We start from the raw sequence: 22,857 nt of genomic DNA, 5'->3' as shown, positions 1-22,857 counted from the left end.
ATAATGAAACGTAGAAATACCCCGTCGAAAGAAGCAATATTAAATTTATTGGCCAATACCAAGAAGGCCATGAGCCATGATGCTATTGAAGATAAATTAACGATAGATATAGACCGTGCTACGATTTACAGGGTTTTAAATCGCTTTTGTGACGACGGCCTAGTGCACCGGATCGTGGCCGAAGATGGAAAGCAATACTTTGCGGTATGCATGAAATGTGATGAAAGTAAATTAGTCGCCAATCATTTTCACTTTCGCTGTACGAGCTGTCAGACTATCGAGTGCTTACCGACACCTGTACACTTCTCTATCCCAGAAGGTTATCAGGTCGAAAACGTAAATTGTGTGCTTACTGGCCTGTGCAACGAATGTTCCTCAGACCAAAAGGGACTGTAAACCATAGGCAGCAGTACTATCCCTATACTTTTCTAGCTACTTTACCCGTTCTATTGTTATGAGAAGACCAAAATTTCTAGCGCGGATGAGCAAAAGGCAGTACTTTGCCTTTATTTGGTTTTTTGTCGTTCCATTGAGTATCTTTTTAATTGGGCGATTGATCATGCTTATCGCTTTGCTTTATTTTTAGCAGCGTTTTAGTTCATATAATCAACCGACGTGGTCATCATATGACTATATATGAAAAATAAGAACCTGAACCAATTAATAATTCAGGTTCTTATCCTATAGCAGACTTAGTTAAGGATTTTTTCTAATGCCTTATGAAGTTCCTCGCCTCTCAGATTTTTAGCAATGATTTTTCCATCCGGATCGATTAGGTAGTTTTGGGGAATACCTGTTACGCCGTATTTCAGTGCCGCCTCATTGCTCCAGTACCGCAGGTCGGATACATTAGTCCATTGCCCAAGTCCATCATCTTCTATCGCTTTAATCCAGTTCGCCTTGGCCGTTTCTTTATCTAGGGAAACACCGAATACAGTAAACCCTTTGTCTTTGTACGTATTAAATGCGCTGACCACATGGGGATTTTCCTTACGGCATGGCCCACACCAGCTTGCCCAGAAGTCAAGCAATACATATTTACCACGGGTTGAAGATAGGGATACTAACTCACCAGTAGGAGTATGCTGTGCAAAATCAGGAGCCATACCACCAATAGCAACTTCCATTTGTCCTTGGATACGTTTGGCAAACGAAATTCCTTCTGGTGAATCACGCTGATCAGCTGGAAGCTTTTTATACATTTCGAGTACTTTAGCCATATCTTCCCTAGAGCCACCGCCATACCGCTGTAATGCATAGAATAGCATTGGCGATTTTGGATTGTCTGCAATATATTTCGCGAAGACATTCTCTTTCATTTCAGATTGCAGTTTCCTGATCTCTCCATTAATAGCTTGCTTTTCTGTTTCTATTAAGTTCTTGTCTTGTCCTTTACGCATCAATTCCATTATCTGATTTTGATAGGTCTTCGCTAAGGTATTTATTTTATCGTATTCAAAATGACTTTTGGACCCGTTCACTGTCACATTAGAGAATTTACCATCACTAGACAATTTTATTTTACCAGGCTCGAGATAAACCTGTGCGGTATTATCTGGATTGCTGATACCTGCTCCCGGACGCCCAGGAACTGCTTTGAAGATGATAATGTGGACGAGTACAGGCTGTTCTAGATCAAACTCAAAACCATATTTACCTTTGACCAGATTCGAGCTATCGATAAATTGCTTGCCGTCGTACTTATAGAATAAGTACAATTTGTTAAAATCTCCCTCCACGTTCTTTAACGCTCCACTGATTTTTACTTTTTTCGCCTGACCAACACTCAGGAACGGCATAAATAGTAGTAATACCGCTAATAATTTAATTGTTTTCATGTTTATCTCTCTTTTAAATATTTATTTATTTTTAAAGTATCCATTTGTAAGACATGTCCTTAATCTTACCAAAACCTTCGTAAGTAACTTCAGTTGATGTGTCGATAATGCCATTGGAAGGATCTATCTTGTAGCTATACACTTTACCGTTTTTTGTGGTTTCGTTCCATGTTGCAAAATAGACGTATTGATGGGGGTTTGGAAGACGTGCTGCTTGTATGGATAGCGCATAGAACTTCTGTAGTCGAATGCAGGTTACCTCTTCGCCAGATGGTGGTGTCCATAGTGTCTCAGCTGCTGAACCGGTATTATACTTCAATAATGCAACTTGTGAAGGGGTGCTGTACAATAGATATTGCCCCAGTACAGCAGAAGTAATTGAGTTAATATTTACTGCATCTGGACTATTGCTAATATCTATTTTTTGCAATGCAATATTTGCAGGTATCAGTGAGCCAAGGTTCAGAATAAGTAAATAAGGAATGTTCCCACCTTTCATCACAAAGTACTCATAGTTCAGATTTCCCCAATCATTGGCTACAAAGTCCAATCCAATATTGTTGAGATCGATTGATGAAGCATTTTGAGGTACGAACCCCCCCGAGGATGTCGAATTTGTAGGGACGTTTACAAACTTCCTACCAGTCTTATCATAAGCTACCGCATCAAAGGTCGAAGCCGGAAATGTGGCTAGCCAATCTGCTAGTTCGCCGTAACTTCCACCTATAGCTGGTCCAAAGAAGTTGGTACGGAATGCACCAGAAGATATGAAATTGGCGATATGGAATTTATTATTGTTGATAATAACTTCTTTTCGTGCATTGCTGGCGTTAAGAGCTTTAATATTTTTACCTGTGGGTCTCGAAGACGCCCAAAATAACTCGTCAAAAACAAGGGCTTCTTGAAAATCAGATCGGTTTACTGCAATTAGTTCCTGCTCAGAGGCTACAAGTATCTCGCCCGATCCCAAAGGTGCCACCGAATGTAGCAAGGCCTTAGGTTTACCAGGTAATGCTTCTTCGTTGGTGTTACGGAGTAAATCAAGAAATAAGCGGGATTGCAACATGCCCGTTTTCACACGGCTATCCACAATCAAACCTACATCGGTGGTATTGTCTTTTTCGTATAAAACCATCCAACCATCTGAAATATTTTCACTAATGTCAACTTGAAAGTATTGATATGTTTCGACCTGGGTATCCAGATCCCGAATAGACAACACTATATTCCATAAACCTTCAGGTTTGGTAATAGGAGATGAAAGCTTTAGATCGCTCGATAGTGTATCGCGTGTGTGCACGGTCCCGCCAGAGACGGCTTGGTATATGCTCCAATTGAACGCTAGTTTGTCTTTCACTTGATCGATACTATTTATTTTTTCTCCATTCAGGTAAATATCGGGCGTGATGTTTAGTACTTCGTATCGAAAGACCGCATAAGAATTCTTTATGTCATTTACGCTAGTGTCAATAAGAATTTGGTCCAAGACAGCATAGTCATAGTTTCCTTTGTCCTTATAACAACTTTGCGCTACCAAGAGCACGATGCAAGTTAACAGAAGGATTTTTTTTAATAGATTGTTCATACTTTTCAAAAATTAAATGATCAGATCAAAATATATTATAGTGGGAATACTACACGTTCCTTCGTTGTTTCATCAATCAATGGGCCGTTAACAGCTTCGTATTCTTGTAGTTTCAATTTACATAATGCCTTAAGATAGGTTGCATGCGTATCCGTGATTGTGTTGGTCGGTAACTCGGGGTTTTGCGATACGTTATATACCACCCTAAAATCATAAAAACCTGTGGTTTGAATAATAAATCCATACTTGGCATCATTGTATGCACCAAAATAACGAGACAGCGCGCGGTAAGTAGAGATCGTTTCAGTATCCCAATTGACCGGTTTTGAAATCGCATTTTTTAGGCTGACATGAAGGTGGCTACGCTCAACCGCTCCCATGCTATATTTGTCATTTTCTTTTAGCTGGAAAGTAACCATACCCGACTTGTTTTTGAATAGTTCAAAATTTGCCGGCTTATCAATATATATCGGAAAAGTTCCCTCATATTGTCCAGCTTTAATTACGTAGGTGCCAAAAGAATAATTCACCTTATCCTTGTCATCACCGGTGGCTTCCAATTCAAAGTGTATATCTTCCGTAGGCACTATACCCAGCCATCTATAATGAAATAAAACAGAATCGCGACCGGGAACCGTGAAAGCATAGTTATAACTAAGGCTATCCTCAACTACATTTGCGGTACCGAACCAAATGTTGATTGCCTTGTCATTCCTGTCATAGTGCTTAACATCCTGCTTTTCACAGCTCAAAAATGCCAAACAAGAGAAGAGAGTTAAATATGTTAATGTTTTCATGTTCATAATTATTATCGGTTAGATACTCTATTTGCTGCTTCGTATTCGGAGTCTGGCAACGGAAAGATGTATGCTTTTTCCGCTACCATATCGTGACTTCCGTTAAGAATGGCCTGTTGATTCAGCCTCTTATAATAATAAAAAAACTGTCCTTCTCCGATAAATTCCTTACGAAACTCGGTGGTCATAAATGCTCTAAAATCCACTGGAGCTGTACTGAGTTCGCTTATCCCGCGAGCGCGACGTACCGCATTAAAATACGGCAGTGCGTCTGTCTGCGTATGATTAGCGTATTCGGCAAGAATATAATACATTTCAGCCAGTTTGATTATCGGCATCTTGCTTTGATAATATATATCGTCTGACGTAGATTCACTATACTTTAGGAGATACCGATTGTTTGCGTCCGCTCCGGCACCGCCCTCAAACAAATACAGATAACGATAGTCATCGGTATCGTTATCAAAATAGTTGAGTCTCTGGGTTTGCGTTAGATTGAACTTAATGCCGTCTGTACCATACTCGAGAAACATTTGAGAACGTTGCGCTAGGTCGAAAATATTCAACGCAAAAAGGTGTTCGCTAGCGCCTACCAAATCGGTCTGGCTGCTCGCATTAGCTTGTGTTGTAAATGAAAATTTATTACCATCTATGACACTTTTAGCAGATGCATATGCGTTGTCGTACTGCCCTATATAGAGATAGATTCGAGCTAATAACCCCTCTACAGCATAGTAATTGAGATGTACCTGCCTGTTTATCAAGTAACCGTTATCATCCAACTGAGTTACAACTCTACCTGTAAAGATCGGATCTTTTTCGAGTAGTTTTTTTGCTTCTATTAAGTCATCCAGAATTTGTGTGATCGTCTCGCTTACGGTAGACTGATTAGTTTGTTTAGACGTATAACGTGTCACGTACGGTATCGCGGGCTGATTGGGAGATACCATATAATTTGCACCAAAACAACGAAGCAAGTCAAAGTGGATGAATGCGCGTAAAGCCAATGCCTCCCCTTTTATAATGGCATAGTTGTCACCTCTAAATACGGGATATTGATCAATCTTAGCTAGGATATTGTTGGTGTTACTCACTGCCTGGTACATATTGCTCCAAACGTTCTCGATATACTGTTGCGGCAGAGTTGCCACATAATCATAGTTAGCCATGTCGTCATAGTTCAGTCCCGAATAATTACTCCATTCTTTGGACAACACGCCCATCATTTGATAGGTAAGCTGCCCACCATACAAAGATTGATTGCCAAGAATGGTGTATACGCCCGCCAGGGCTTCTTTAAATCCTTGTTCGGTCTCGAATAGTTCAGAATCGCGGATCTGTGAATTAGGCTGTACATCTAACCATTTGTTGCAAGAGGTATATACACTGATCGTGCTTATAGCCGAAATAAAAATTAAGCTTATCTTCTTCATAACTCGTGTTCGTTAAAATGTGGTTTGTAATGAAAATGAAAAAGTACGCGCAAACGGGTAATCTAGACCGCGTTCAATCGTAATGTTAGAAAAGACAAATGCTTCATTCACATAAACACCGCATTTAAGGTTTTGCAAATGGTACTTTTTTAGGTTTTTCCACTTAAAATCATAATATACATTGACCGAAGAAAGTGTTAGCTCATTTTTTTGCTGTAAGAAACGATCTGTCGGTCTCGTTGTGGTCGGCGTAGGCGATATGCGTTTAAAGGGTACGACATCACCGGGTTGCTGCCAGGTATTTTCGAATACTCTTTTATCTACATTATTGGCTATATTCACGTTTTCAATACGGTTGACTAATGTGGCATTATAGTAGTCTGCTCCTAATATATAACGCATAGTGGCGTTTAAACCCCATCCCTTGTATTCCATATTAACTCCAAAATTTCCGCGCAATGTCGGATCAGACACGCCTACTGCAATTTGGTCATCGGCGCTCCATACGTATGTAGTTGAACCGTCTTTCTTTTGAAACAGTTCCTGGCCAGTGATCGGATCGATACCCAATGACGGTACCGCCCAAATGGTCGAGGTCGATTGGCCCTCTTCGTAGCGCGTTTTAGGGGCGTTGAGGTTAGCATTACTATTGTCCTGTTCTTCATTCAACTGCCTCAAGGCGTCGGCGATTTTTGTGATCTTGTTTTGGTTTCCCATAAATGCGGCAGTGAAAGAAAGGAATGATTGTTGTTCAGGGTTGGAATAGGCTAAATAACTTGTAGTTGCTTCGAAACCGCGATTTTGTAACGATCCAATATTCTCCTTATATGAATAAAAACCGGTGGAAGGAGGAAGGGTAAAATCTATCAATAAATTATTTGTGTTATTCACAAAATAATTAAACTGCATATTCCAGCGTTTGAATAATCTGATATCTATACCAACATTTTGGTCGACAGTCTGTTGCCATTTTAAGTTGTCGTTCGCAAGACTGTAAAGGTATGCTCCAGAAATATTATCGTATGTACTGCTGTTAAAAAAATTATAGGTCGCCATCGCTTGATAAGGATTGAAATTTTGGCTACCTGTAGATCCGATTGAACCACGTATACGTAGTAGATCAATAAACTCTTGGTTTCTAAAAAACGGTTCATTATGTAAATTCCAACCAAGTCCTGCAGACCAAAATGTTCCCCAGCGGGAATCAGAACCGAAGACGGAAGAGGCATTGCGCCGTATACTTATGTCAACTAAGAAGCGGTCGTCATACGAATAATTGGCAAAACCGATGAGACCAATTTCCCGCTGTATGGTTTCTGAGCCAAAAGGTACTGTTCCTTGTGTGTACTGACGGGCAAACGAAATAAAATCAACCCTATTATTGAGAAATCCCTCTGCCGACATACCGTGTGATTGAGTCAGAAAAGCGGCAAGATTTGCCCCGCCATTAGCGAAAACGATATGCTTTTTCCATTTTTTTGTCCAATTAACAAATACATCCGAACTAAGCGTTGAGCTTTCACCATCGGTAATGCGATATGAACCACGGCGGTAAAAGTCTTCACCGCCCCATGTTGCAAAGTTGGTATGGTCCCCAGGTAAGAACCTTTCCGCTGTATTGCCATTATAAGTATACCCCACTCGTGCCGTAAAGCGTAGATTAGGACTATGCTGGTATTCGGTATAGAAATTTTCTGTCACCTCGGTATACTTAGAAAAATCTTTGGTGCCCAATTCGGCGTTATACAATGGATTGAAAAAATAAGACATAGTACTTCTGGGTGTGGTCTGGAATGTGCCCAATAATTTTGTCACATTGCCATTGTCATCATGAGGTTTGAAATATGGGTTGAGTACGGAATATTCCGAAAACATACCATATGGCGAATTGTCAGCTCTGTTAAATGTTACATTGAGAATGTTTCGAAATAGGATTTTGCCATTCCGGTAAGAGAGGTTAATTGACCCACTATTATTTGTACGGTCAGATCCTTTCATTACACCTGCTACTTTGTTGTGGGTGAAGTCGATGCCGTAACGCAGAGCAGGGTTTCCACCCTCGAGAAAAAGCGTATGTTTACTGGCGATGCCTGTTCTTAATGGTTGCGACAACCAATAGGTGTCGACACCCTCGACGACATTTTTCAATAGTGCATTGTACTGCTCGTTGAGAAACTGTTGTGTGACTGGGTTAGCAGACGTATATCTGCCAGCTATACGTTCAATCTCAAGTTTTTCGCTTGCATTGGTCAGGTTATAGCTACTGAGGTCAGGTGCTTCCACATTGAAATTTCCGTTGTACGATACGCGCATGGCACCTTCTGCAGGCACAATCGTCTCGATAACAACGACTCCGTTTGCCGCTTTAGCGCCATAGATAGCTTTTGCTGCGGCATCTTTTAATATGGTAACCGAGGCGATACGGTTCATATCAAGATCGTAGACCCGCTGTAAACTAGCTTCAAATCCATCAATCAGAAATAGAGGCTGATTAGGGTTTCCCGCATAATCTCCGCGGACATCATCTAAAGCGGATTTTCCACGAAGTAAAATATCGGGAAGCCCATTAGGATTGGAGCCTAAGTTGAGATTTTCTGCCAATATAAACGAAGGATCCAGATTTTGTAAACTTTGCAACACGTTACGGTTACCTACGCGTTCGAGGTCTTCTTTATTAAATGTGCTGGCATTTCCTGTAAAAGTGCTTTTTTGACGGTTTCCATATCCCGTTACAACGACCTCTTCAATCTGATCGGCCGATTCTTCCAAGGTAACAATCAATGGAAGTTTTGTGTCATTCGTCAACGTAATCTCTTGTGCTTTATAGCCCAATATGGTAATCAACAGCGTTTCGCCTTCTTTTTCGGGAGAAAGGAGAAACTCACCGGTATTGTTGCTGGTGGTCGCAATTTTCGGGTTGCCTTTAACGGAGATAATCGCCCCTGAAATCGGCGACTTATTTTTGTCAATTACTTTTCCCAATACCTTGGGAATCGCTTTTATCGGGGTCATTTGTACTTGACTGAAAAGGATGGTGGGAGCACCTAGTAGTCCCAAAAACGCAAAGGTAAAAACGCTCCATCTAATTCTCCGTTTGAGTTTTTTATTCATTATTCATTGGTTTAGTTAATTATTTGGTAATTAATTAGGCTTTTGTACAATCGTTTCTTCGCTAAAATCTGAAAAGAAAACATTGCTAGTCACTCGCATAGCAGGATATCCTATACCCATATGATCCCATGAAGTACGTTTTTGTGCGAATACAAGACACAAGGCCATAGCTTTTGCTACGACGGCATCTGTATATGCATTGCAATTTTTAGTTAAAACAGATTTTTACAATACTGTCTTGAAAAGAATAAGTAAACAGCATCTTTTCAGACATGTCACTTAGTAAATCAGAAAAGGAAATCTTTTCAAACCGAGCCGTATATGTTTTGTTCATCCCCGAATCATCGCAGGGCTCCAGAATAATACCATATTGGTGGCGCAGCATGGCCGAAAAGCGTTGAAAGCTTACTTCGTGCACATCGATATTCAATACAAGTGTATTGGAGTCGATTTGATCGCGGAGTTTACTTAGCAGGACTTCATTGACCATGATATTGCCAAGCTTGGCAGGTTTCACAGTTTTAGGCCGATGTTCCTGATTTGCAGTGTCTGCCGAAGCCACTGCTGGGGTAAATTTGTTTTTGTCGGGTTTTCTTTCATAATGCATAGTAATTTTGGGGTTAGAACTCGATTGAAAAGTGTCCGTCAGGGATGGCACGGTTTGGTCTGCTAAATCAGCTTGCGGTGATGAAACGTTTACTAGCTTCCGACTATTTACCACCTCGGATCGCATACCGTAATAATAAGCTCCAATGCACAAAACAACCGCTGCAGCAGCTGCCTTCCACCAAATACTTTTGTAGGGCCTACCTTTGATCCTTTCGGTCTGCAAATGCTGATCGACATGGACATCCCATTGGGTTTCCAAAAACTTTTCAAAGTCGGTTTGATTATTCGAATCCAATAACCATTCTTCAACAGCTTTTGCTTCTGTTGCAGAACATTGTTTTTCGAAATACCTTTTTAATAAATTTCTGTCCACCTTTTCAATTCTTATCGTATACTATACAGTTAAAAGAATGTTTGCACCTAAGAAAAAATAAAAAAAAATAAAATAATTGTCCAAAAGCCCATACCTTTCAATAGTCTTTTTACCACCGAAGACGAATGATTGATGTGATTTTCTACCGTACTTTTGGATATACCTAGCTTCTCTGCAATTTGTTTATTCGAATACCCTTGAATTCTACTCATTTCAAACACCTTTCTCCTCTTTTCCGGAAAACTCTCTAAAATTTTACTTAAAACTTCCTCAAGCTCTCGAGATACATGCAATGTAGAGGGGGAAGAATGCTGATAGGTGTAATCGCGATATTTTTCAGCTACTACATTTTTCTTTATTTTATTGTATATATCGTTTTTTGCTATGGTAATGATGTAATTTTTGAAGGATGAATTCAGATCGATCTTATCCTTATGTTCCCAGATCTTTAAAAACGTCTGTTGTACACTATCGCTCACATCCTCTTGGTCTAAATGGTAATTAGCAAGAAAACTTGATAGGATTGGAGAATATACGTGAAACAATTCAACAAAAGCATGTTCACTACCCTTTTGTAGCTGGGCAAGTAATTGCTTTTCGTTGAAAACACCGTAAGACATAATATTATACGTTTTCGTTATGCAATCCGCATAAAAGGTTAATGGAAATTAACAACAAACCACAAAAAAATGCGTTTGAATTCCTCTTTTTCATTCAATTATTCGCACAAAATATAAAATTTTGATATATGATCATAATATTTTAGAAAAATATGATCATCTCGTCCATACTTCGGCTACGATTTATATGGATTCGAATACCACTATCGCCGGAGTTATACCGAGCTCTGGCCATTTTAGATAACATCAGAAATCATTACCTTTAACCCATATCGTAAAAGCAAGTGGCTCAGAAAAGAACCCCCATTCCGGTACGGTCAATGGCCGATGTATCCGATCATGGCATAGCCGTTGCCAAGGTCTCTGCCGATAGTTTCCGGACAGACGAAGCCCTCCTGCACGCGCATCGCCACGATTACCATTTTTTTGTCCTGCAGGTAGAAGGCGTCACGATAACCGAGATTGATTTCGAACGCTATGTGATCCAAAACCCCAGCATACTTTATCAATCGCCCAATCAAGTACACCGCGCACTGAAGGTAGAGCAGCTCGAGATGTATCTACTGCTGATCAAGGATGAACATCTTCATCCCGAGTACCTGACCCTGTTACAGTCTATTTCGCCCGTAAAACCGCTGGAACTCGAAGCAGGAGATCTGCCGATTATTCTGCAAGCCTTTTCGCTGTGTACCGGTCTTTATGAAAGAACAGCGGACAAACTGTATTTTTCCCTACTAAAAGATAGTTGTAACACAGTCGTTGCCTTGTTCCTTTCGCAGTACCTCAAACGTACCACGCCCCCATCTAAACTATCCCGTTTTGAAACCATCGAAAATGCCTTTGCTCGATTATTAGAAACTCAATTTATCGCGATGAAGCGACCTGCGGATTACGCTCAGCAATTGCATATTTCCGTTTCCTACCTAAATGAATGCGTACGTAATGTCACCGGATTCCCTGTATCCTACCACATACAACAACGTATTATACTAGAAGCCAAGCGGGAACTCTATCATTCGGATAAGTCGGTCAAGGAAATTGCAGCCTTGCTAGGCTACGATGACTATGCCTACTTTTCACGCCTATTTACCAAAATAGCGGGTATGCCGGCGCTAGCCTTCCGCAAGAAAACCGTAGCTCACTAATACCATAAAAAACAAACTACCCTTAATAAACCGCGATTCGTCCAATACCTACACCGCTCGTTCCATTGTTCGGCCCAAGCATGCCCTATACCTTTGTGTATAAAACTTAAAGATTATGCCAAGTGCACCAAAATGGTTATTCGATGTCGTAGATAGGTTGTGGCCAAAATTACCTATCATGGAAGTATTGGACACACAGCTTCTTTCGCCCACGGTGAAGCGGGTTAGCTTTACCGGTGATCTTACCGATGTGGTATCCAAACCCGGCTCGTTCATCGACTTTCGGGTAAACGACACCGATGCACGGCGATACACCGTATCTGCTATTGATTTTGACCAAGGTATTATCGAATGCATCGCCCACCTGCACGGCGATGGTCCGGGCAGTCAATATATGGATGCGTTACAAATCGGCGATCGGCTCCAGATGAATCAGCCCCGCCCCTACAACTACTATCAGGAATCGATTCCCAAGTACATTATTTTTGGCGATGAAACCTCCTTAGGCCTTGCCTGCTCTTTGCAGCCTATACTAAAAGAAAATAAGCAGCTTTTCCATTTCTATTTCGAACTAGATGAAGAAAACAGATCGGTTCCAGATCTACTGGGACTCGAAAACTACAGCTTATTTCCCAAAGACGGATCCTTCCGGAAGGAGGATTGGGTAAGCAGTTTGCCGCTATTCCAGAAAACCGACTGGCTAGATGCCCATTTTATTCTTACGGGAAATGCAAAATCGGCACAGACCTTTCGGAAAGTTATCAAGAAAAACAGCAGCGGCAAGGTCAATCTACACGGATATTGGCTGGAAGGAAAGAAAGGCCTGTAGTGCGAGAACCTACCCTGTCAGTAAAAACCAAATAGAACGAAATAATATTTTTTCTTCTACCAAACTGACACACGGTTGTCACGTTGTAGATTTAGTTTTACGTTTGGATAATCAACATCACAAATATGAAACACGAGTGGAAGAAATCAGAAAAGCAATTCTATTTGCCAAAGGCCAAACCAGAAAGGATCACAATTCCGGAATTTAAATTTTTCACCATCGAAGGTGCCGGAAATCCAAATCATGCTTTTTTTGCCGATTATATTGGCATTTTATACGCCCTATCGTATGGTGTTAAAATGAGTCCTAAAAAAGGAATCGAGCCACAGGGATATTTTGATTATACGGTCTATCCCCTGGAGGGGATTTGGGATTTAACAGAAGATGGCAGAAGTAGTTATGACGGAAAAGTCAACAAAGACGAGTTGGTATTTAAACTGATGATCCGGCAGCCCGACTTTGTAAGTAAAGATTTTGCCCTGCACATACTTGAACATACAAAAAAGAAAAAGCCCCACGATTTATTTGACAAAGTAACCTTTGAAACGATTACTGAGGGTGAATGTATTCAAATGTTGCATGTAGGAAGCTACGATAGCGAACCCGAAAGTTTTCAAATTATGGAAGAATTTGCGGAACAAAATCAGTGTAAGCGACTCTCGAAGATACATAAAGAAATCTACCTGAGTGACGCAAGAAAGGTATCTCCCGAAAAACTCAAAACAGTTTTACGGTTTTCAATTGCTCCGTAGGCTACCGAAGCAAACCAACAGTTGCAATGGATAACAATTTCATACACTATAAGATCGCCGCACCTTCGTGCCTCAGGTTCGCGATGACGACGATGTTACTACGATGACGTTGATAGTTCGCTCATTCATTTGTTTGCATATCCCCGATTCGGCTACAACCTTCACGGATTCGAACACACCTGGCTGCGCCGTAATCCCCAACTTTGTTCCATCAAAATAGATAAAACAAATTCGTTATGGAAACAAAAAAAGTATGGTTCGTTACTGGCGCTTCAAAGGGTTTAGGTCTTAGCCTCGTCAACGAGCTCTTAGCACAGGACTATCACGTTGTGGCTACATCAAGAAATCAACCTACATTGGTTGAAGCAATAGGAAGCCACGACAACTTTCTACCGCTTGAAATGGATATTACCAATGACAGCGACGTAGCCAAAGCTGTACAAACTGCAGTGGACAGCTTTGGGAAAATTGACGTAGTCGTTAATAATGCCGGCTATAGCCAAATCGGCACACTGGAAGAACTTACAGACGAGGAGACCAGACGGAATTATGATGTGAATGTTTTTGGATCATTGAATGTCATCCGGCATACCGCTCCGCATCTTCGCCAGCAACAATCCGGACATATCTTCAACATCGCCTCCATCGGTGGTCTGGTAGGCAGCTTTCCTGCTTTTGGCATCTATTGCTCCACCAAATTTGCCGTTGCCGGTTTCACCGAAGCCCTCGCTGTCGAAATGGAACCCTTTGGTGTACATACCACCTTGGTCTATCCCGGTTATTTCAGAACTGATTTCCTATCCAAAGGTTCTGTACAGACACCTGCAAATCCTATTGATGCGTATACGGCTGCCAGAGCATCCGAAGCCGCACATTTGAATCAAATCAATGGCAATCAACCTAACGATCCACAAAAAGCAGCCGAGCTGTTTATTCAATTGAGCAAGCTGGATCATCCGCCCGTGCACTTCGTGATGGGCGAAGATGCCTATGGTATGGTACAAGATAAAATTCAGTTATTAAGTCAAGAATCCGAAAAATGGAAAGCCTATTCCCTATCCACCGGCTATTAATCTTTTTCCTTATTGCATTAAATGTTAGCTGTATGAGTACCAAAACAAATAGCACGATCCAAACCATAGCTGAGACGAAAGCCTATATCGGTATGTGGGTCACCGAAGATGGGTATATCCGTCATGAACTATTACCTAATAACCGGTATGACGAAGCTCGTGGCAACCGTAAGCATGCTTATCAGGGAACTTACCGCGTGACGGGAAACCACATTGATTACAAAGACGATACCGGTTTTACAGCCGATGGCGAATTTAAAGACGGGATCCTGTATCATGCCGGTATGATCTTGTATAAGGAAAATTAATGCATTAAATTAGCACCAATGGAAAACATCTTTCGCTTTCATTCGCTCACCGAGTTTCACACCTTCTGTGGTCTGCCCAAGCCAGAGCATCCGCTCATCAGTTTGATCGATTACAGTAAGGTAAACTATCCCCTAAACGATATAGAACTGAAATGGATCCAACATTTCTATTCCATCGGTTTGAAACGGAATGTAAATGCCCGGTTTAACTACGGTCAACAGCAATATGATTTTGATTCGGGTGTACTCTGTTTTGTATCGCCCGATCAATTTCTACGCCTCGAGGTCAACCCCGAGGCTCAGGTTGAACCTACCGGCTGGCTGTTGCTTATCCATCCCGATTTTTTGTGGCATACCGACCTAGCCACCAAGATCAACGGATATGAATTTTTCAAGTATGCGGTCAATGAAGCACTGTTTCTTTCCGATAAAGAAGAGCAAACCGTTGTGGATATCCTTCAGAACATCGAAAAAGAATATCAATCCAACGTGGATAAATTCAGCCAGGATCTGATTATAAAACAAGTAGAGCGTTTATTGATTTATGCCGAACGATTTTACGAGCGGCAGTTTATTACCCGAAAAAAATCTACTCAGGAACTGGTGGTGCGGTTTGAACAGCTCCTCTCGCAGCATTTTACCACAGAGAAGCTGGGCGAGCATGGCATACCTACCGTGACCACTATTGCTGCGCAATTAAACATTTCTGCAAACTACCTGGGCAGCCTGCTCCGCATCTACACCCAACAAAATACGCAGCAGCATATCCAGAATAAGGTGATCGATTATGCGAAGACACGGTTAAGTACAACCGCTTTATCTGTATCCGAGATCGCCTATGAGCTTGGTTTTGAGCATTCACAGTCCTTTAGTAAAATGTTTAAGGCGAAAACCAGTCAAAGTCCGCTGGAATTTCGGGAAGCCTTTAATTGAGTACCTTTTACTCGTCAGAACGAGGATTACGACGCGGCAGTCTTCCATTAATACACTGTAAGATCGCCACACCTTCGTGCCTCAGGTTCGCGATGACGACGATGGTACTATCGCAATGACGAAGAGACTACAGGCTAATCGCGATGACAAAGATGCTTGGCTGTTATCCTAACTTCTTGGATTCTTTTAGAATCCTGCCCGACCCCACGACCGTATAGCCCACTGGCGGACTGATACTGTCGCGCACCATCAATGCCGCCAAGCGCCTCACCGGTAGCGGTGCCATATTGCGGAACAAGCCAATTTTATTGAAAAAAGCAATAATCGAAACACCTATCTTTTCACCCTTACGGTGGGATTGCGGTCGTACCAACGCTCCGGGACGAAAGGCAAGGAAGCTTTCGAAGGCTAATGCTTCAATATTTTGTTCCAGCTGCCCTTTCATTCTCGAATAGAAAATCCACGATTTCGGAGCGGCGCCCGAAGACGAGATGAGTAAAAAAGTAGGGATCCCATTCTTTTTCGCCAATTTTGCAAACTCGTACTGGTAATCGTGATCCACCTTAAATTGTGCTTCCTCGCTACCGGCATCTTTTAATGTCGTACCCAGACAAGAAAACACCACATCACCCTGTATAACGTCGCTCCACCGCGACAGATTATCAAAATCAACCACCACAGCACGAAGCCTCTCATGCGCTCTGGTCAGCGGCTTACGTACCAATGCCACCACTTCCGTAAATTTTTCGTTGGCGAGAAGCAGCTCCAATACCTCTTTGCCCGTTGCTCCCGTTGCACCTATAACTACGGCTTTCATATGTATATATTTATTTTTTAATGATCATATGCCTACCTACCGCAGGCAGGGGATATCCAGATTTTCATCCGCATTTGCATCCGTAAAAATATGGATATTTCATATCTTTTATCCGCTCTATATTTAATGTAACGTTCAGCCGACGAATAAGTTTCCATTCCAGTCTTCTCCTGTTAAATTAACATCGTAAATTTAACAAAGCGAAACGCTTAGCGGTTTTTCCTTTTTTACACATTAAATATGGAAGCCGGCTTGCGGAATCGAAAGGCAGCTGTTTACAATTGGCGGTACTAAAAGGCCGCTCTGGTATACTGCGAGCCGGGAAGCTATACATTATTCCTCCCGGCGCCCAGCACTTCAAAAATTAGGTGAGTATGTTTTTATTCTCCAAATATTTCGCGAAGCTTTTCATCGAGCTCCTCTCCACGTAAGTATTTGGCAATGATCTTACCCTCCGGATCAATCAAAAAGTTCATCGGAATCGCTTTAATCTCGTACAACACACCGGCTTCGTTGTCCCAACCCTTTAAATCTCCCACCTGTTTCCATGTTAGGCCGTCGTCCTGAATTGCTTTTAGCCATTTCGCCTTATCAGCTGCTTTATCCATCGAAACGCCCAAGATTTCAAACCCGTTCTTTTGATATTTTGCGTACGATTTAACCAAATTCGGGTTTTCCCGACGGCAAGGAGCGCACCAGGAAGCCCAGAAATCGATGAGTACATATTTGCCACGGTAATCCGATAAGCTCACCGGGTTGCCATCCACGTCTGGTTGCATAAAGTTCGGCGCTTCTACACCATCCTGCGTTTTCTTTACCGTTGCGATCCGCGCTGCCAGATCCTTACCCAAAAAGGAATTTTGTATAGCTGGATCAAATGTAGCGAATACCTTTTCCGCAGCCAATGCATCAAATTCGGGTTTCAAGGTCGAATTAAAAGCCATTAAAGCCATGTAACTCCCCGGATTTTTAGCGACAAACGCCATCTTCGCATCGATGGTCTGCTGCTGAATGACAGCTGCACGGTCCTCCAACGTTTGGATGTACTTCGGATCCTGCTGATCGGCTAGCGATTTAGATTTATATTCAGCATCTAACGCATCATACTGTTCGTAGATCGGTTTGAGCATGGCATTTACGGCTTCATTTTCCGCATTTAAAGGCGATCCCGATATTTTTGCATTTTGTATCGAATCTTTAGATACAAACTTGATCGTCTTCCCCTCTATCAAAAACGGTAAGATATCCTGTTTTGTCGGTTTTGAAGGATCAAATGGTTTGTCGTCGTGGATAATGCGCAAATGCGCCTCCATTGGCGATTGGATCGTACCTTTAAACTCAAACTTACCCTTATTCATATCCACCGAGTCGATGTGTTCCTTGCCATCATATTTAAGGCGCAAATAGGCCTTTGCTGGCTTGTCCAACTTACCCACTTGCCCTTGGAGGGTGTAATCTTGCTGTGCAAAAGCGAAAGCCGGCAAGGCACACGCGAGCATCAATGCCCATTTTATATTCTTCATCTTTATTTTGTTTTTTGTGTTAATTTCTCTCCAACAGTCCCTGCCTGCAATAGTGCGCTGTAAAGCTTATCATCGCGCAGTACGCGCAGAGCTTCATTAAAACTCTGGTTAGCCTCATTGCGGATACGCGCCATGTAATCACCCCCCGTATACAAGAGCGATCCTACCTGTGCTTTAAATTCCACGTCGATGGCGGCGTGCGCTGCCATCTGCTCTTCGGCAGGGATGGCAATAGACATGCTGCGCGCGTAGTCCACGAGCTGCCTGTGCAACTCTACAGGTACATCAAAACGATTGTTGAACTGCTCAAAGTCGGGATAGGCCTGTAATAACGCCTCCCTATTTTGCTGCACAAATTCAAAGCCGCCCTTTGATACAATACCTTTATTCATCAGCTGTGCCATCCAGTTGCTGTATTGGTTGGTATCGATCGGTACGAAACGATCGGGCATGATTCCGCCCCCGCCATATACAATCCTTTTGGTGTTTAGTGTCGTATATTTCAGCGAGTCCGGAAACTGCACATGGCCTTCCTCCAACAGTTCCTTCGATTGCATCCTCCTGTTGAAGTCTTCAAAATAATCATCCTTTCCGTTACTGTAAGGCTTCTGGATCGACCGACCCGAAGGCGTATAGTAGCGCGCGCCGGTCAGCTGCATTTCCGATCCATCCGAGAGCGGCACGGGTCGTTGCATCAAACCTTTTCCGAAGCTACGTCGCCCAATGACTACCGCGCGATCCCAGTCTTGCAAGGCACCCGTCACAATTTCACTCGATGAAGCCGTAGACTCATCGATCAATACCACCAATGCGCCGTCGTAAAACCGACCATAACCGCCCGTGGCATAATAATCGCGTCCGCCCCCATTCGGAACCGAATAAAACACCATTTTATCTTTTGGTAAAAATTCATCTACCACACCTATGGCCGATTCAACATAACCACCACCATTGCTCTGCAAATCCAAGATCAGCTTCGTCATCCCTTGCTCCTGCAGCTTTTTTAACGCGGCATCGATCTCCGGTCGCGTCGTACGGTTAAAGATCGACAGTGCGATATAGCCGATCTCTTGGTCTACCATGTAGCTTTCGCGCACCGACTTCTCCAAGATGTTTTCGCGTACGATACTGATATCCTTCTGGGCCGTGCTACCCGGCGATACGATTTGTAGCGCTACGGGCACATCCTTATCTCCCCGCAGCTTCAGCATGATCTCCTTATTACCAAATTGTTCACCCACAATAGATTCACCGTCTATGCTGACGATTTGGTCGCCCACACGTACCCCTGCACGCATGGCAGGCCCATCGGGGTTCACCATCGTGACATACGTTTTATCCGCATTCTTCAGAAACTGAATGCCGATTCCGGCAAAGCTACCGCTCATTGCCTGGCGCATCGCCTCTGCTTCTTCCCTACTGGTGTAATGCGAATGCGGATCCAGGTCCGCAATCATTGCCTTAATAGCCGCATCCACCAGATGTTCTTCGTTTACCTGATCCACATAGTTTCCTTGAATCAGCTTTAACGCTTCTTCAAACTTGTATTTCGGATTCATCTGTGCCTGCGCAGCGAAAGCTAGGCCGATCATCCCTACGAGTATTCCCGTTCTTTTTCTATTCATACCCCTTAATGCTAAATGACTTTTAGTTTTCATTCTTTAATGTTTCAATAACCAAAGACAGCTCGTCCATTAGTTTACTGGGGCTACCCGAATATCCGCCCGAGCAGTACCGAACGCGTCCATCTTTTACGACGATCTTACGTGGGATAGAAGAATCTCCAAACAGTGGAATCAACTGCTTGAAGACCAAATCCTGTTCGTTGGTTGCTGGGTTCACCGCATCATGTAGCAAATTAAACCGGTACCCCTCGCCACGTACGAAGTTGACCGACTTACTTTTGTAATCGCCTGTTTGCATAGTGCCCACCATGTATACCGCTACCGCCTCGTCGGTCGCGTACTTGTCGACCAATAGCTGCATACCGGGAAATGCCATAATACACGGCCGGCACCAAGTCGCCCAAAAATCCACCACCACAATCTTCCCTTTCCAATCTGCCGGCGTAACGAAAGACCCGTCCGCATGTTCTAGCTGAAAATCCGGCATGGGATGGTTCACCCAGTGCTGATCTACGTACGCTTTCATTTCCGCCTTTTGCTCGTCAGACTTAAGGCTACCGAGGTATCCTTCGTAGCCCGCTTCATCGCCGTTATGTTGTGCTAGATAAATAGTGCGCAGTTTCTCAAACATTCTTGGTGTCATGGCGTTCTGCCGCGCACTCATCTCCAGTAAGGGCAGAATCTGTTTACCATCATCCAATCCTTCCAGCACCTGTAGGTTGATTTCATTTAATTCCGCATTACTGTACTTTCCATCATCGGATAATTCGTAGAAATACGTTCTCGCTTCCTTGTATTTTTTCAGGTCGTTCAACAACGAGATGTGTGTAAATAAGCGATCGTCCAATTGCTTCATCCTATTGGCATCCGCCATCGCCTTGTCGTCGAAATCATTTAGATAAGAATCGTCGTCTTTTCGCGCGATGAGCTTCGGTAGGATAGCTTCAGCAACCTGATACAAGGTATCTTGTCCGACCAACTTAAACATGTAAGCGCGCATGATATTCCAGCGCATCAACTCATTACCCGTACGAAAATCGATATCATCATACAACGTGACAAACTTGTCGAACTGCTTTGCGTCGAAATAAGAAGACCCCAGTCCACGGTAAATAGCATAATAGATGAATCCCTGCTTATTTGGCTGCTTACGCCATTCCGTTATCGGAAAGCGATTTAGAAAATCCTCATAAGAGGCAATCACTTCTGCTCGATCCGAGCTGCTTCCTTTGGTGTTGTTATAGGCGACAAAGCGCGCTGTGGCCCCCTTAGGGAACTCCTTCATGATGCGCATTTCGATCGTAGTCGCCAGCCGCTCGTCTTTGAGCCTAAATTTCGTATATTGATAGAGCTCGCCAAGGGCATCCTCACCCAAGTTTTTATCCGCAAGATACGTCTGTAGGGTTTCGCTTGCATATGCAGGGAATTCCTCGCCCAAAACCAGCTGTTGCAACTTCATCAAAGATTCGAAGAACTTCAGGTACTGTTTGCCCGATAAGCGCAGTTCTTTCGCTGCTAATCCTTCCATGTAGGATTTATCTAACGGAGTCGGCTCTTCGGCATAGTAGCCGTACAGCCCCCCAGTAGCTATCCCCGGTGCTTGAAAAGCAGCTTCGGCCAGATAAGCACCGGTCTTGGCGTTGCCCTTTGCATCCGCTAAGGCCACGCCATATCCTTTCCCTTCATTATTATCAAAGACATCGGGCTGGTTTATATCCCCCTGAAAAAACTTAACCGCAACGAATGCGACCTGTGGTGTTACCGCAAGCGATGCAGCCCATAGCCCGTCCGCATTTTTTACCATGGGCAGGAGATCACGCTTCCATTGAAAGTTTTCGTATACATACAGCGCTGCCTTTACTTCATCGCTGAATTCCAAATCCTTGTTGCGCGCATCGTACAGGATCTGAAGGGCATCTGCACCTTTTGGCTGTCTCGGCTTAAAAACACTACCGTCGAACCGGGGCTGCGCATACAATGCAACCTGTACAGCCAACAGTAGTATGATAATCATCTGCTTTTTCATTACCTCTATATTTATTTTTAATGTGCTAAACGTGCATGTACAGCTGTCTTTATCCGTGTGCGGCATACACATGCAAGTTCATATTTTATCATTTATCTCGGACTTTGCCCGATTTCGGGATTAAGGTTTAAGATTTCCTGATTAACAGGAAATACAAAACGCGGGCTCCCGGCCTCCAATGTATATTTTTGACCATCATATTCCCTCGTCACGGTTTTAAAATATTTTCCATCCAATGTGAGACGTCGCATGTCGTACCAGCGCATTTCTGTACATACAAACTCTCTTCTACGTTCATTGATAACAGCCTGCAATAAATCGTTCTGCACGTCGGCAACGCTCAACGGTATATAATCCGTTTCTTTGAAACGTTTCTCCCGCAGTATATTTAACAATTCCACTACTTTTAACGCGTTATTATCACGCGCATAAACCTCTGCCCTATTGAGATATATTTCCGGTGTAGATAGACCTACTACCGTGAAAAAAGAACCCGATTTGGTAGGTTTCATGTACTTAAATCCACCTAAAGAAGCGTCTTCTTCCATAAAGTAAGTTAAGCGTAGATCAGTATCATTATATAGCGACAGCACCTCGGAATTGACCGGGCCAACAATACTTCCTGCGCTCATTTTTGATAAAACTAGTTCTGGATCTTCCAACGGTTGTGGGTACGTTTCGGCAAGAAATTCCTCAACGTTTAACAACTGCGGATCTAACGCCAACGCCATGTCGGCGTACTTTCCAGCTTCTTCAAAATTTCGCATCACCAGATGAACGCGCGATAACAGAATGTAAACGGCTAGTTTAGATGGGTGATTGTTAAATCGGGGTTTATTAGGCAAAGCATCCACTGCAGTAACCAAGTCGTCCAAAATCTGGGCATATACAACCTGGAGCGGTACCCTCGTCAGGTTTTGGAAAAGACTCGGAGTTAGTAAAAGAGGTAATCCAGCCTGTGTAGCAGCGAGGCTTGGATCATATATAGGGGCATATTGGTTCGCCAGGCAAAAATAGGCGAAAGCGCGATGAACTTTTGCTTCGGAAGCGATTACCTGCTTCTGGTTTATTGTACCGTTCTCGCTATCCATGACACCAGCCAGTACTTCGTTTGCGATATAAACGTGTTTATACAAATTATTCCACCCTGCATCCTGTTGGTTGTCTCCCAAAAATGTTTCACTCCACAAATATGCGTTGAGATTTTGCGCCCCCAATCGGTTCGCAGCAGCAGCAGACAATACATTAGTTAGATCATCACTAGAGGCAATAGGGAAAATACTGGTATTTTCGAAGTTTGCTTTGTTATTAACGATATACTGATAATCGTTTGTACTTTTCAGCGTTCTCGTTCCATATTCCTCTATCTCCACATAGTTCCGACAACTTAAAGCGGACATCAAAATAACCGTTAGAGCGCTATATATTTTTATTCTTTTGTTATTCATCTTTTATATTCT

The 22,857-nt window shown here is 42.9% G+C and carries 19 protein-coding genes; 7 read left to right on the top strand and 12 right to left on the bottom strand.

Features of this window, described 5'->3' with window-relative positions; translation table 11 throughout:
* Positions 1–3 precede the first annotated feature (3 nt).
* On the top strand, positions 4–396 hold the full coding sequence (locus tag FAZ15_RS01760; protein WP_136899521.1) for a Fur family transcriptional regulator: 393 nt from the start codon (positions 4–6) through the stop codon (positions 394–396).
* A 296-nt stretch (positions 397–692) separates the two neighbouring features.
* Here the strand turns inward: FAZ15_RS01760 and FAZ15_RS01755 are convergent, their stop codons facing one another.
* The 7 genes from FAZ15_RS01755 to FAZ15_RS01725 all read right to left on the bottom strand — a co-directional run bounded on the left by FAZ15_RS01755 (position 693) and on the right by FAZ15_RS01725 (position 10,366).
* Entirely contained in the window at positions 693–1,838 is a 1,146-nt protein-coding gene (locus FAZ15_RS01755) for a TlpA disulfide reductase family protein (RefSeq protein ID WP_136899519.1), read from the bottom strand.
* Positions 1,839–1,869: 31 nt separating this feature from the next.
* Positions 1,870–3,423, bottom strand: coding sequence for a PKD-like family lipoprotein (locus tag FAZ15_RS01750; protein WP_136899517.1), 1,554 nt, complete (start codon positions 3,421–3,423; stop codon positions 1,870–1,872).
* 35 nt (positions 3,424–3,458) lie between these two features.
* Positions 3,459–4,220 carry a DUF4843 domain-containing protein gene (locus FAZ15_RS01745; RefSeq protein ID WP_162304846.1) on the bottom strand — a complete coding sequence of 254 codons (762 nt, stop codon included), beginning with the start codon at positions 4,218–4,220 and terminating at the stop codon, positions 3,459–3,461.
* An 11-nt stretch (positions 4,221–4,231) separates the two neighbouring features.
* Positions 4,232–5,653: a RagB/SusD family nutrient uptake outer membrane protein gene (locus FAZ15_RS01740; protein WP_136899513.1), complete on the bottom strand. Its 1,422-nt coding sequence runs from the start codon at positions 5,651–5,653 to the stop codon at positions 4,232–4,234.
* Positions 5,654–5,665: 12 nt separating this feature from the next.
* Positions 5,666–8,764 carry a SusC/RagA family TonB-linked outer membrane protein gene (locus FAZ15_RS01735; RefSeq protein WP_136899511.1) on the bottom strand — a complete coding sequence of 1,033 codons (3,099 nt, stop codon included), beginning with the start codon at positions 8,762–8,764 and terminating at the stop codon, positions 5,666–5,668.
* A gap of 208 nt (positions 8,765–8,972) precedes the next feature.
* Complete coding sequence (locus tag FAZ15_RS01730) at positions 8,973–9,746, bottom strand: hypothetical protein (protein WP_136899509.1); 774 nt, start codon at positions 9,744–9,746, stop codon at positions 8,973–8,975.
* A 47-nt stretch (positions 9,747–9,793) separates the two neighbouring features.
* The gene (locus FAZ15_RS01725; RefSeq protein WP_136899507.1) at positions 9,794–10,366 is read right to left on the bottom strand and encodes an RNA polymerase sigma-70 factor; all 573 of its coding nucleotides are present in this window, start codon (positions 10,364–10,366) and stop codon (positions 9,794–9,796) included.
* A gap of 284 nt (positions 10,367–10,650) precedes the next feature.
* Here FAZ15_RS01725 and FAZ15_RS01720 point away from each other — a divergent pair, with 284 nt between their 5' ends.
* The 6 genes from FAZ15_RS01720 to FAZ15_RS01695 all read left to right on the top strand — a co-directional run bounded on the left by FAZ15_RS01720 (position 10,651) and on the right by FAZ15_RS01695 (position 15,406).
* Positions 10,651–11,511: a helix-turn-helix domain-containing protein gene (locus tag FAZ15_RS01720; RefSeq protein ID WP_238387116.1), complete on the top strand. Its 861-nt coding sequence runs from the start codon at positions 10,651–10,653 to the stop codon at positions 11,509–11,511.
* Positions 11,512–11,626: 115 nt separating this feature from the next.
* The gene (locus FAZ15_RS01715; protein ID WP_136899505.1) at positions 11,627–12,340 is read left to right on the top strand and encodes an FAD-binding oxidoreductase; all 714 of its coding nucleotides are present in this window, start codon (positions 11,627–11,629) and stop codon (positions 12,338–12,340) included.
* Between the two features lie 125 nt (positions 12,341–12,465).
* Complete coding sequence (locus tag FAZ15_RS01710; protein WP_136899503.1) at positions 12,466–13,092, top strand: GyrI-like domain-containing protein; 627 nt, start codon at positions 12,466–12,468, stop codon at positions 13,090–13,092.
* A gap of 236 nt (positions 13,093–13,328) precedes the next feature.
* On the top strand, positions 13,329–14,165 hold the full coding sequence (locus FAZ15_RS01705; RefSeq protein ID WP_136899501.1) for an SDR family NAD(P)-dependent oxidoreductase: 837 nt from the start codon (positions 13,329–13,331) through the stop codon (positions 14,163–14,165).
* Between the two features lie 32 nt (positions 14,166–14,197).
* Positions 14,198–14,473, top strand: coding sequence for an Atu4866 domain-containing protein (locus FAZ15_RS01700; protein ID WP_136899499.1), 276 nt, complete (start codon positions 14,198–14,200; stop codon positions 14,471–14,473).
* An 18-nt stretch (positions 14,474–14,491) separates the two neighbouring features.
* The gene (locus tag FAZ15_RS01695; protein ID WP_136899497.1) at positions 14,492–15,406 is read left to right on the top strand and encodes a helix-turn-helix domain-containing protein; all 915 of its coding nucleotides are present in this window, start codon (positions 14,492–14,494) and stop codon (positions 15,404–15,406) included.
* A gap of 163 nt (positions 15,407–15,569) precedes the next feature.
* Here FAZ15_RS01695 and FAZ15_RS01690 read toward each other — a convergent pair whose 3' ends face one another.
* The 5 genes from FAZ15_RS01690 to FAZ15_RS01670 all read right to left on the bottom strand — a co-directional run bounded on the left by FAZ15_RS01690 (position 15,570) and on the right by FAZ15_RS01670 (position 22,845).
* On the bottom strand, positions 15,570–16,223 hold the full coding sequence (locus FAZ15_RS01690; protein WP_136899495.1) for an NAD(P)H-binding protein: 654 nt from the start codon (positions 16,221–16,223) through the stop codon (positions 15,570–15,572).
* Between the two features lie 380 nt (positions 16,224–16,603).
* On the bottom strand, positions 16,604–17,746 hold the full coding sequence (locus FAZ15_RS01685) for a TlpA disulfide reductase family protein (RefSeq protein WP_136899493.1): 1,143 nt from the start codon (positions 17,744–17,746) through the stop codon (positions 16,604–16,606).
* 2 nt (positions 17,747–17,748) lie between these two features.
* Complete coding sequence (locus FAZ15_RS01680; protein WP_238387115.1) at positions 17,749–19,371, bottom strand: S41 family peptidase; 1,623 nt, start codon at positions 19,369–19,371, stop codon at positions 17,749–17,751.
* A gap of 22 nt (positions 19,372–19,393) precedes the next feature.
* Positions 19,394–21,397 carry a TlpA family protein disulfide reductase gene (locus FAZ15_RS01675; RefSeq protein ID WP_162304845.1) on the bottom strand — a complete coding sequence of 668 codons (2,004 nt, stop codon included), beginning with the start codon at positions 21,395–21,397 and terminating at the stop codon, positions 19,394–19,396.
* 92 nt (positions 21,398–21,489) lie between these two features.
* A complete protein-coding gene (locus FAZ15_RS01670; RefSeq protein ID WP_136899487.1) occupies positions 21,490–22,845 on the bottom strand; it encodes a RagB/SusD family nutrient uptake outer membrane protein in 1,356 nt (451 codons plus the stop codon).
* Positions 22,846–22,857: the final 12 nt, after the last annotated feature.

Origin of the sequence: Sphingobacterium olei (genome assembly GCF_005048855.1) — a bacterium.
In the GTDB taxonomy this organism is placed as follows: Bacteria; Bacteroidota; Bacteroidia; order Sphingobacteriales; family Sphingobacteriaceae; genus Sphingobacterium; species Sphingobacterium olei.
The sequence above is the reverse complement of the archived record's forward strand: the minus strand, read 5'-3'. Positions and strand labels throughout refer to the sequence as shown.

What these genes read in the sequence shown, in the direction of transcription:
- FAZ15_RS01675 (WP_162304845.1), bottom strand. Translation starts at nt 21,397, where the DNA reads ATGAAAAAGCAGATGATTATCATACTACTGTTGGCTGTACAGGTTGCA.
- FAZ15_RS01750 (WP_136899517.1), bottom strand. Translation starts at nt 3,423, where the DNA reads ATGAACAATCTATTAAAAAAAATCCTTCTGTTAACTTGCATCGTGCTC.
- FAZ15_RS01710 (WP_136899503.1), top strand. Translation starts at nt 12,466, where the DNA reads ATGAAACACGAGTGGAAGAAATCAGAAAAGCAATTCTATTTGCCAAAG.
- FAZ15_RS01760 (WP_136899521.1), top strand. Translation starts at nt 4, where the DNA reads ATGAAACGTAGAAATACCCCGTCGAAAGAAGCAATATTAAATTTATTG.
- FAZ15_RS01705 (WP_136899501.1), top strand. Translation starts at nt 13,329, where the DNA reads ATGGAAACAAAAAAAGTATGGTTCGTTACTGGCGCTTCAAAGGGTTTA.
- FAZ15_RS01700 (WP_136899499.1), top strand. Translation starts at nt 14,198, where the DNA reads ATGAGTACCAAAACAAATAGCACGATCCAAACCATAGCTGAGACGAAA.
- FAZ15_RS01690 (WP_136899495.1), bottom strand. Translation starts at nt 16,223, where the DNA reads ATGAAAGCCGTAGTTATAGGTGCAACGGGAGCAACGGGCAAAGAGGTA.
- FAZ15_RS01715 (WP_136899505.1), top strand. Translation starts at nt 11,627, where the DNA reads ATGCCAAGTGCACCAAAATGGTTATTCGATGTCGTAGATAGGTTGTGG.
- FAZ15_RS01755 (WP_136899519.1), bottom strand. Translation starts at nt 1,838, where the DNA reads ATGAAAACAATTAAATTATTAGCGGTATTACTACTATTTATGCCGTTC.
- FAZ15_RS01685 (WP_136899493.1), bottom strand. Translation starts at nt 17,746, where the DNA reads ATGAAGAATATAAAATGGGCATTGATGCTCGCGTGTGCCTTGCCGGCT.
- FAZ15_RS01740 (WP_136899513.1), bottom strand. Translation starts at nt 5,653, where the DNA reads ATGAAGAAGATAAGCTTAATTTTTATTTCGGCTATAAGCACGATCAGT.
- FAZ15_RS01670 (WP_136899487.1), bottom strand. Translation starts at nt 22,845, where the DNA reads ATGAATAACAAAAGAATAAAAATATATAGCGCTCTAACGGTTATTTTG.
- FAZ15_RS01695 (WP_136899497.1), top strand. Translation starts at nt 14,492, where the DNA reads ATGGAAAACATCTTTCGCTTTCATTCGCTCACCGAGTTTCACACCTTC.
- FAZ15_RS01680 (WP_238387115.1), bottom strand. Translation starts at nt 19,371, where the DNA reads ATGAATAGAAAAAGAACGGGAATACTCGTAGGGATGATCGGCCTAGCT.
- FAZ15_RS01745 (WP_162304846.1), bottom strand. Translation starts at nt 4,220, where the DNA reads ATGAAAACATTAACATATTTAACTCTCTTCTCTTGTTTGGCATTTTTG.
- FAZ15_RS01735 (WP_136899511.1), bottom strand. Translation starts at nt 8,764, where the DNA reads ATGAATAAAAAACTCAAACGGAGAATTAGATGGAGCGTTTTTACCTTT.
- FAZ15_RS01725 (WP_136899507.1), bottom strand. Translation starts at nt 10,366, where the DNA reads ATGTCTTACGGTGTTTTCAACGAAAAGCAATTACTTGCCCAGCTACAA.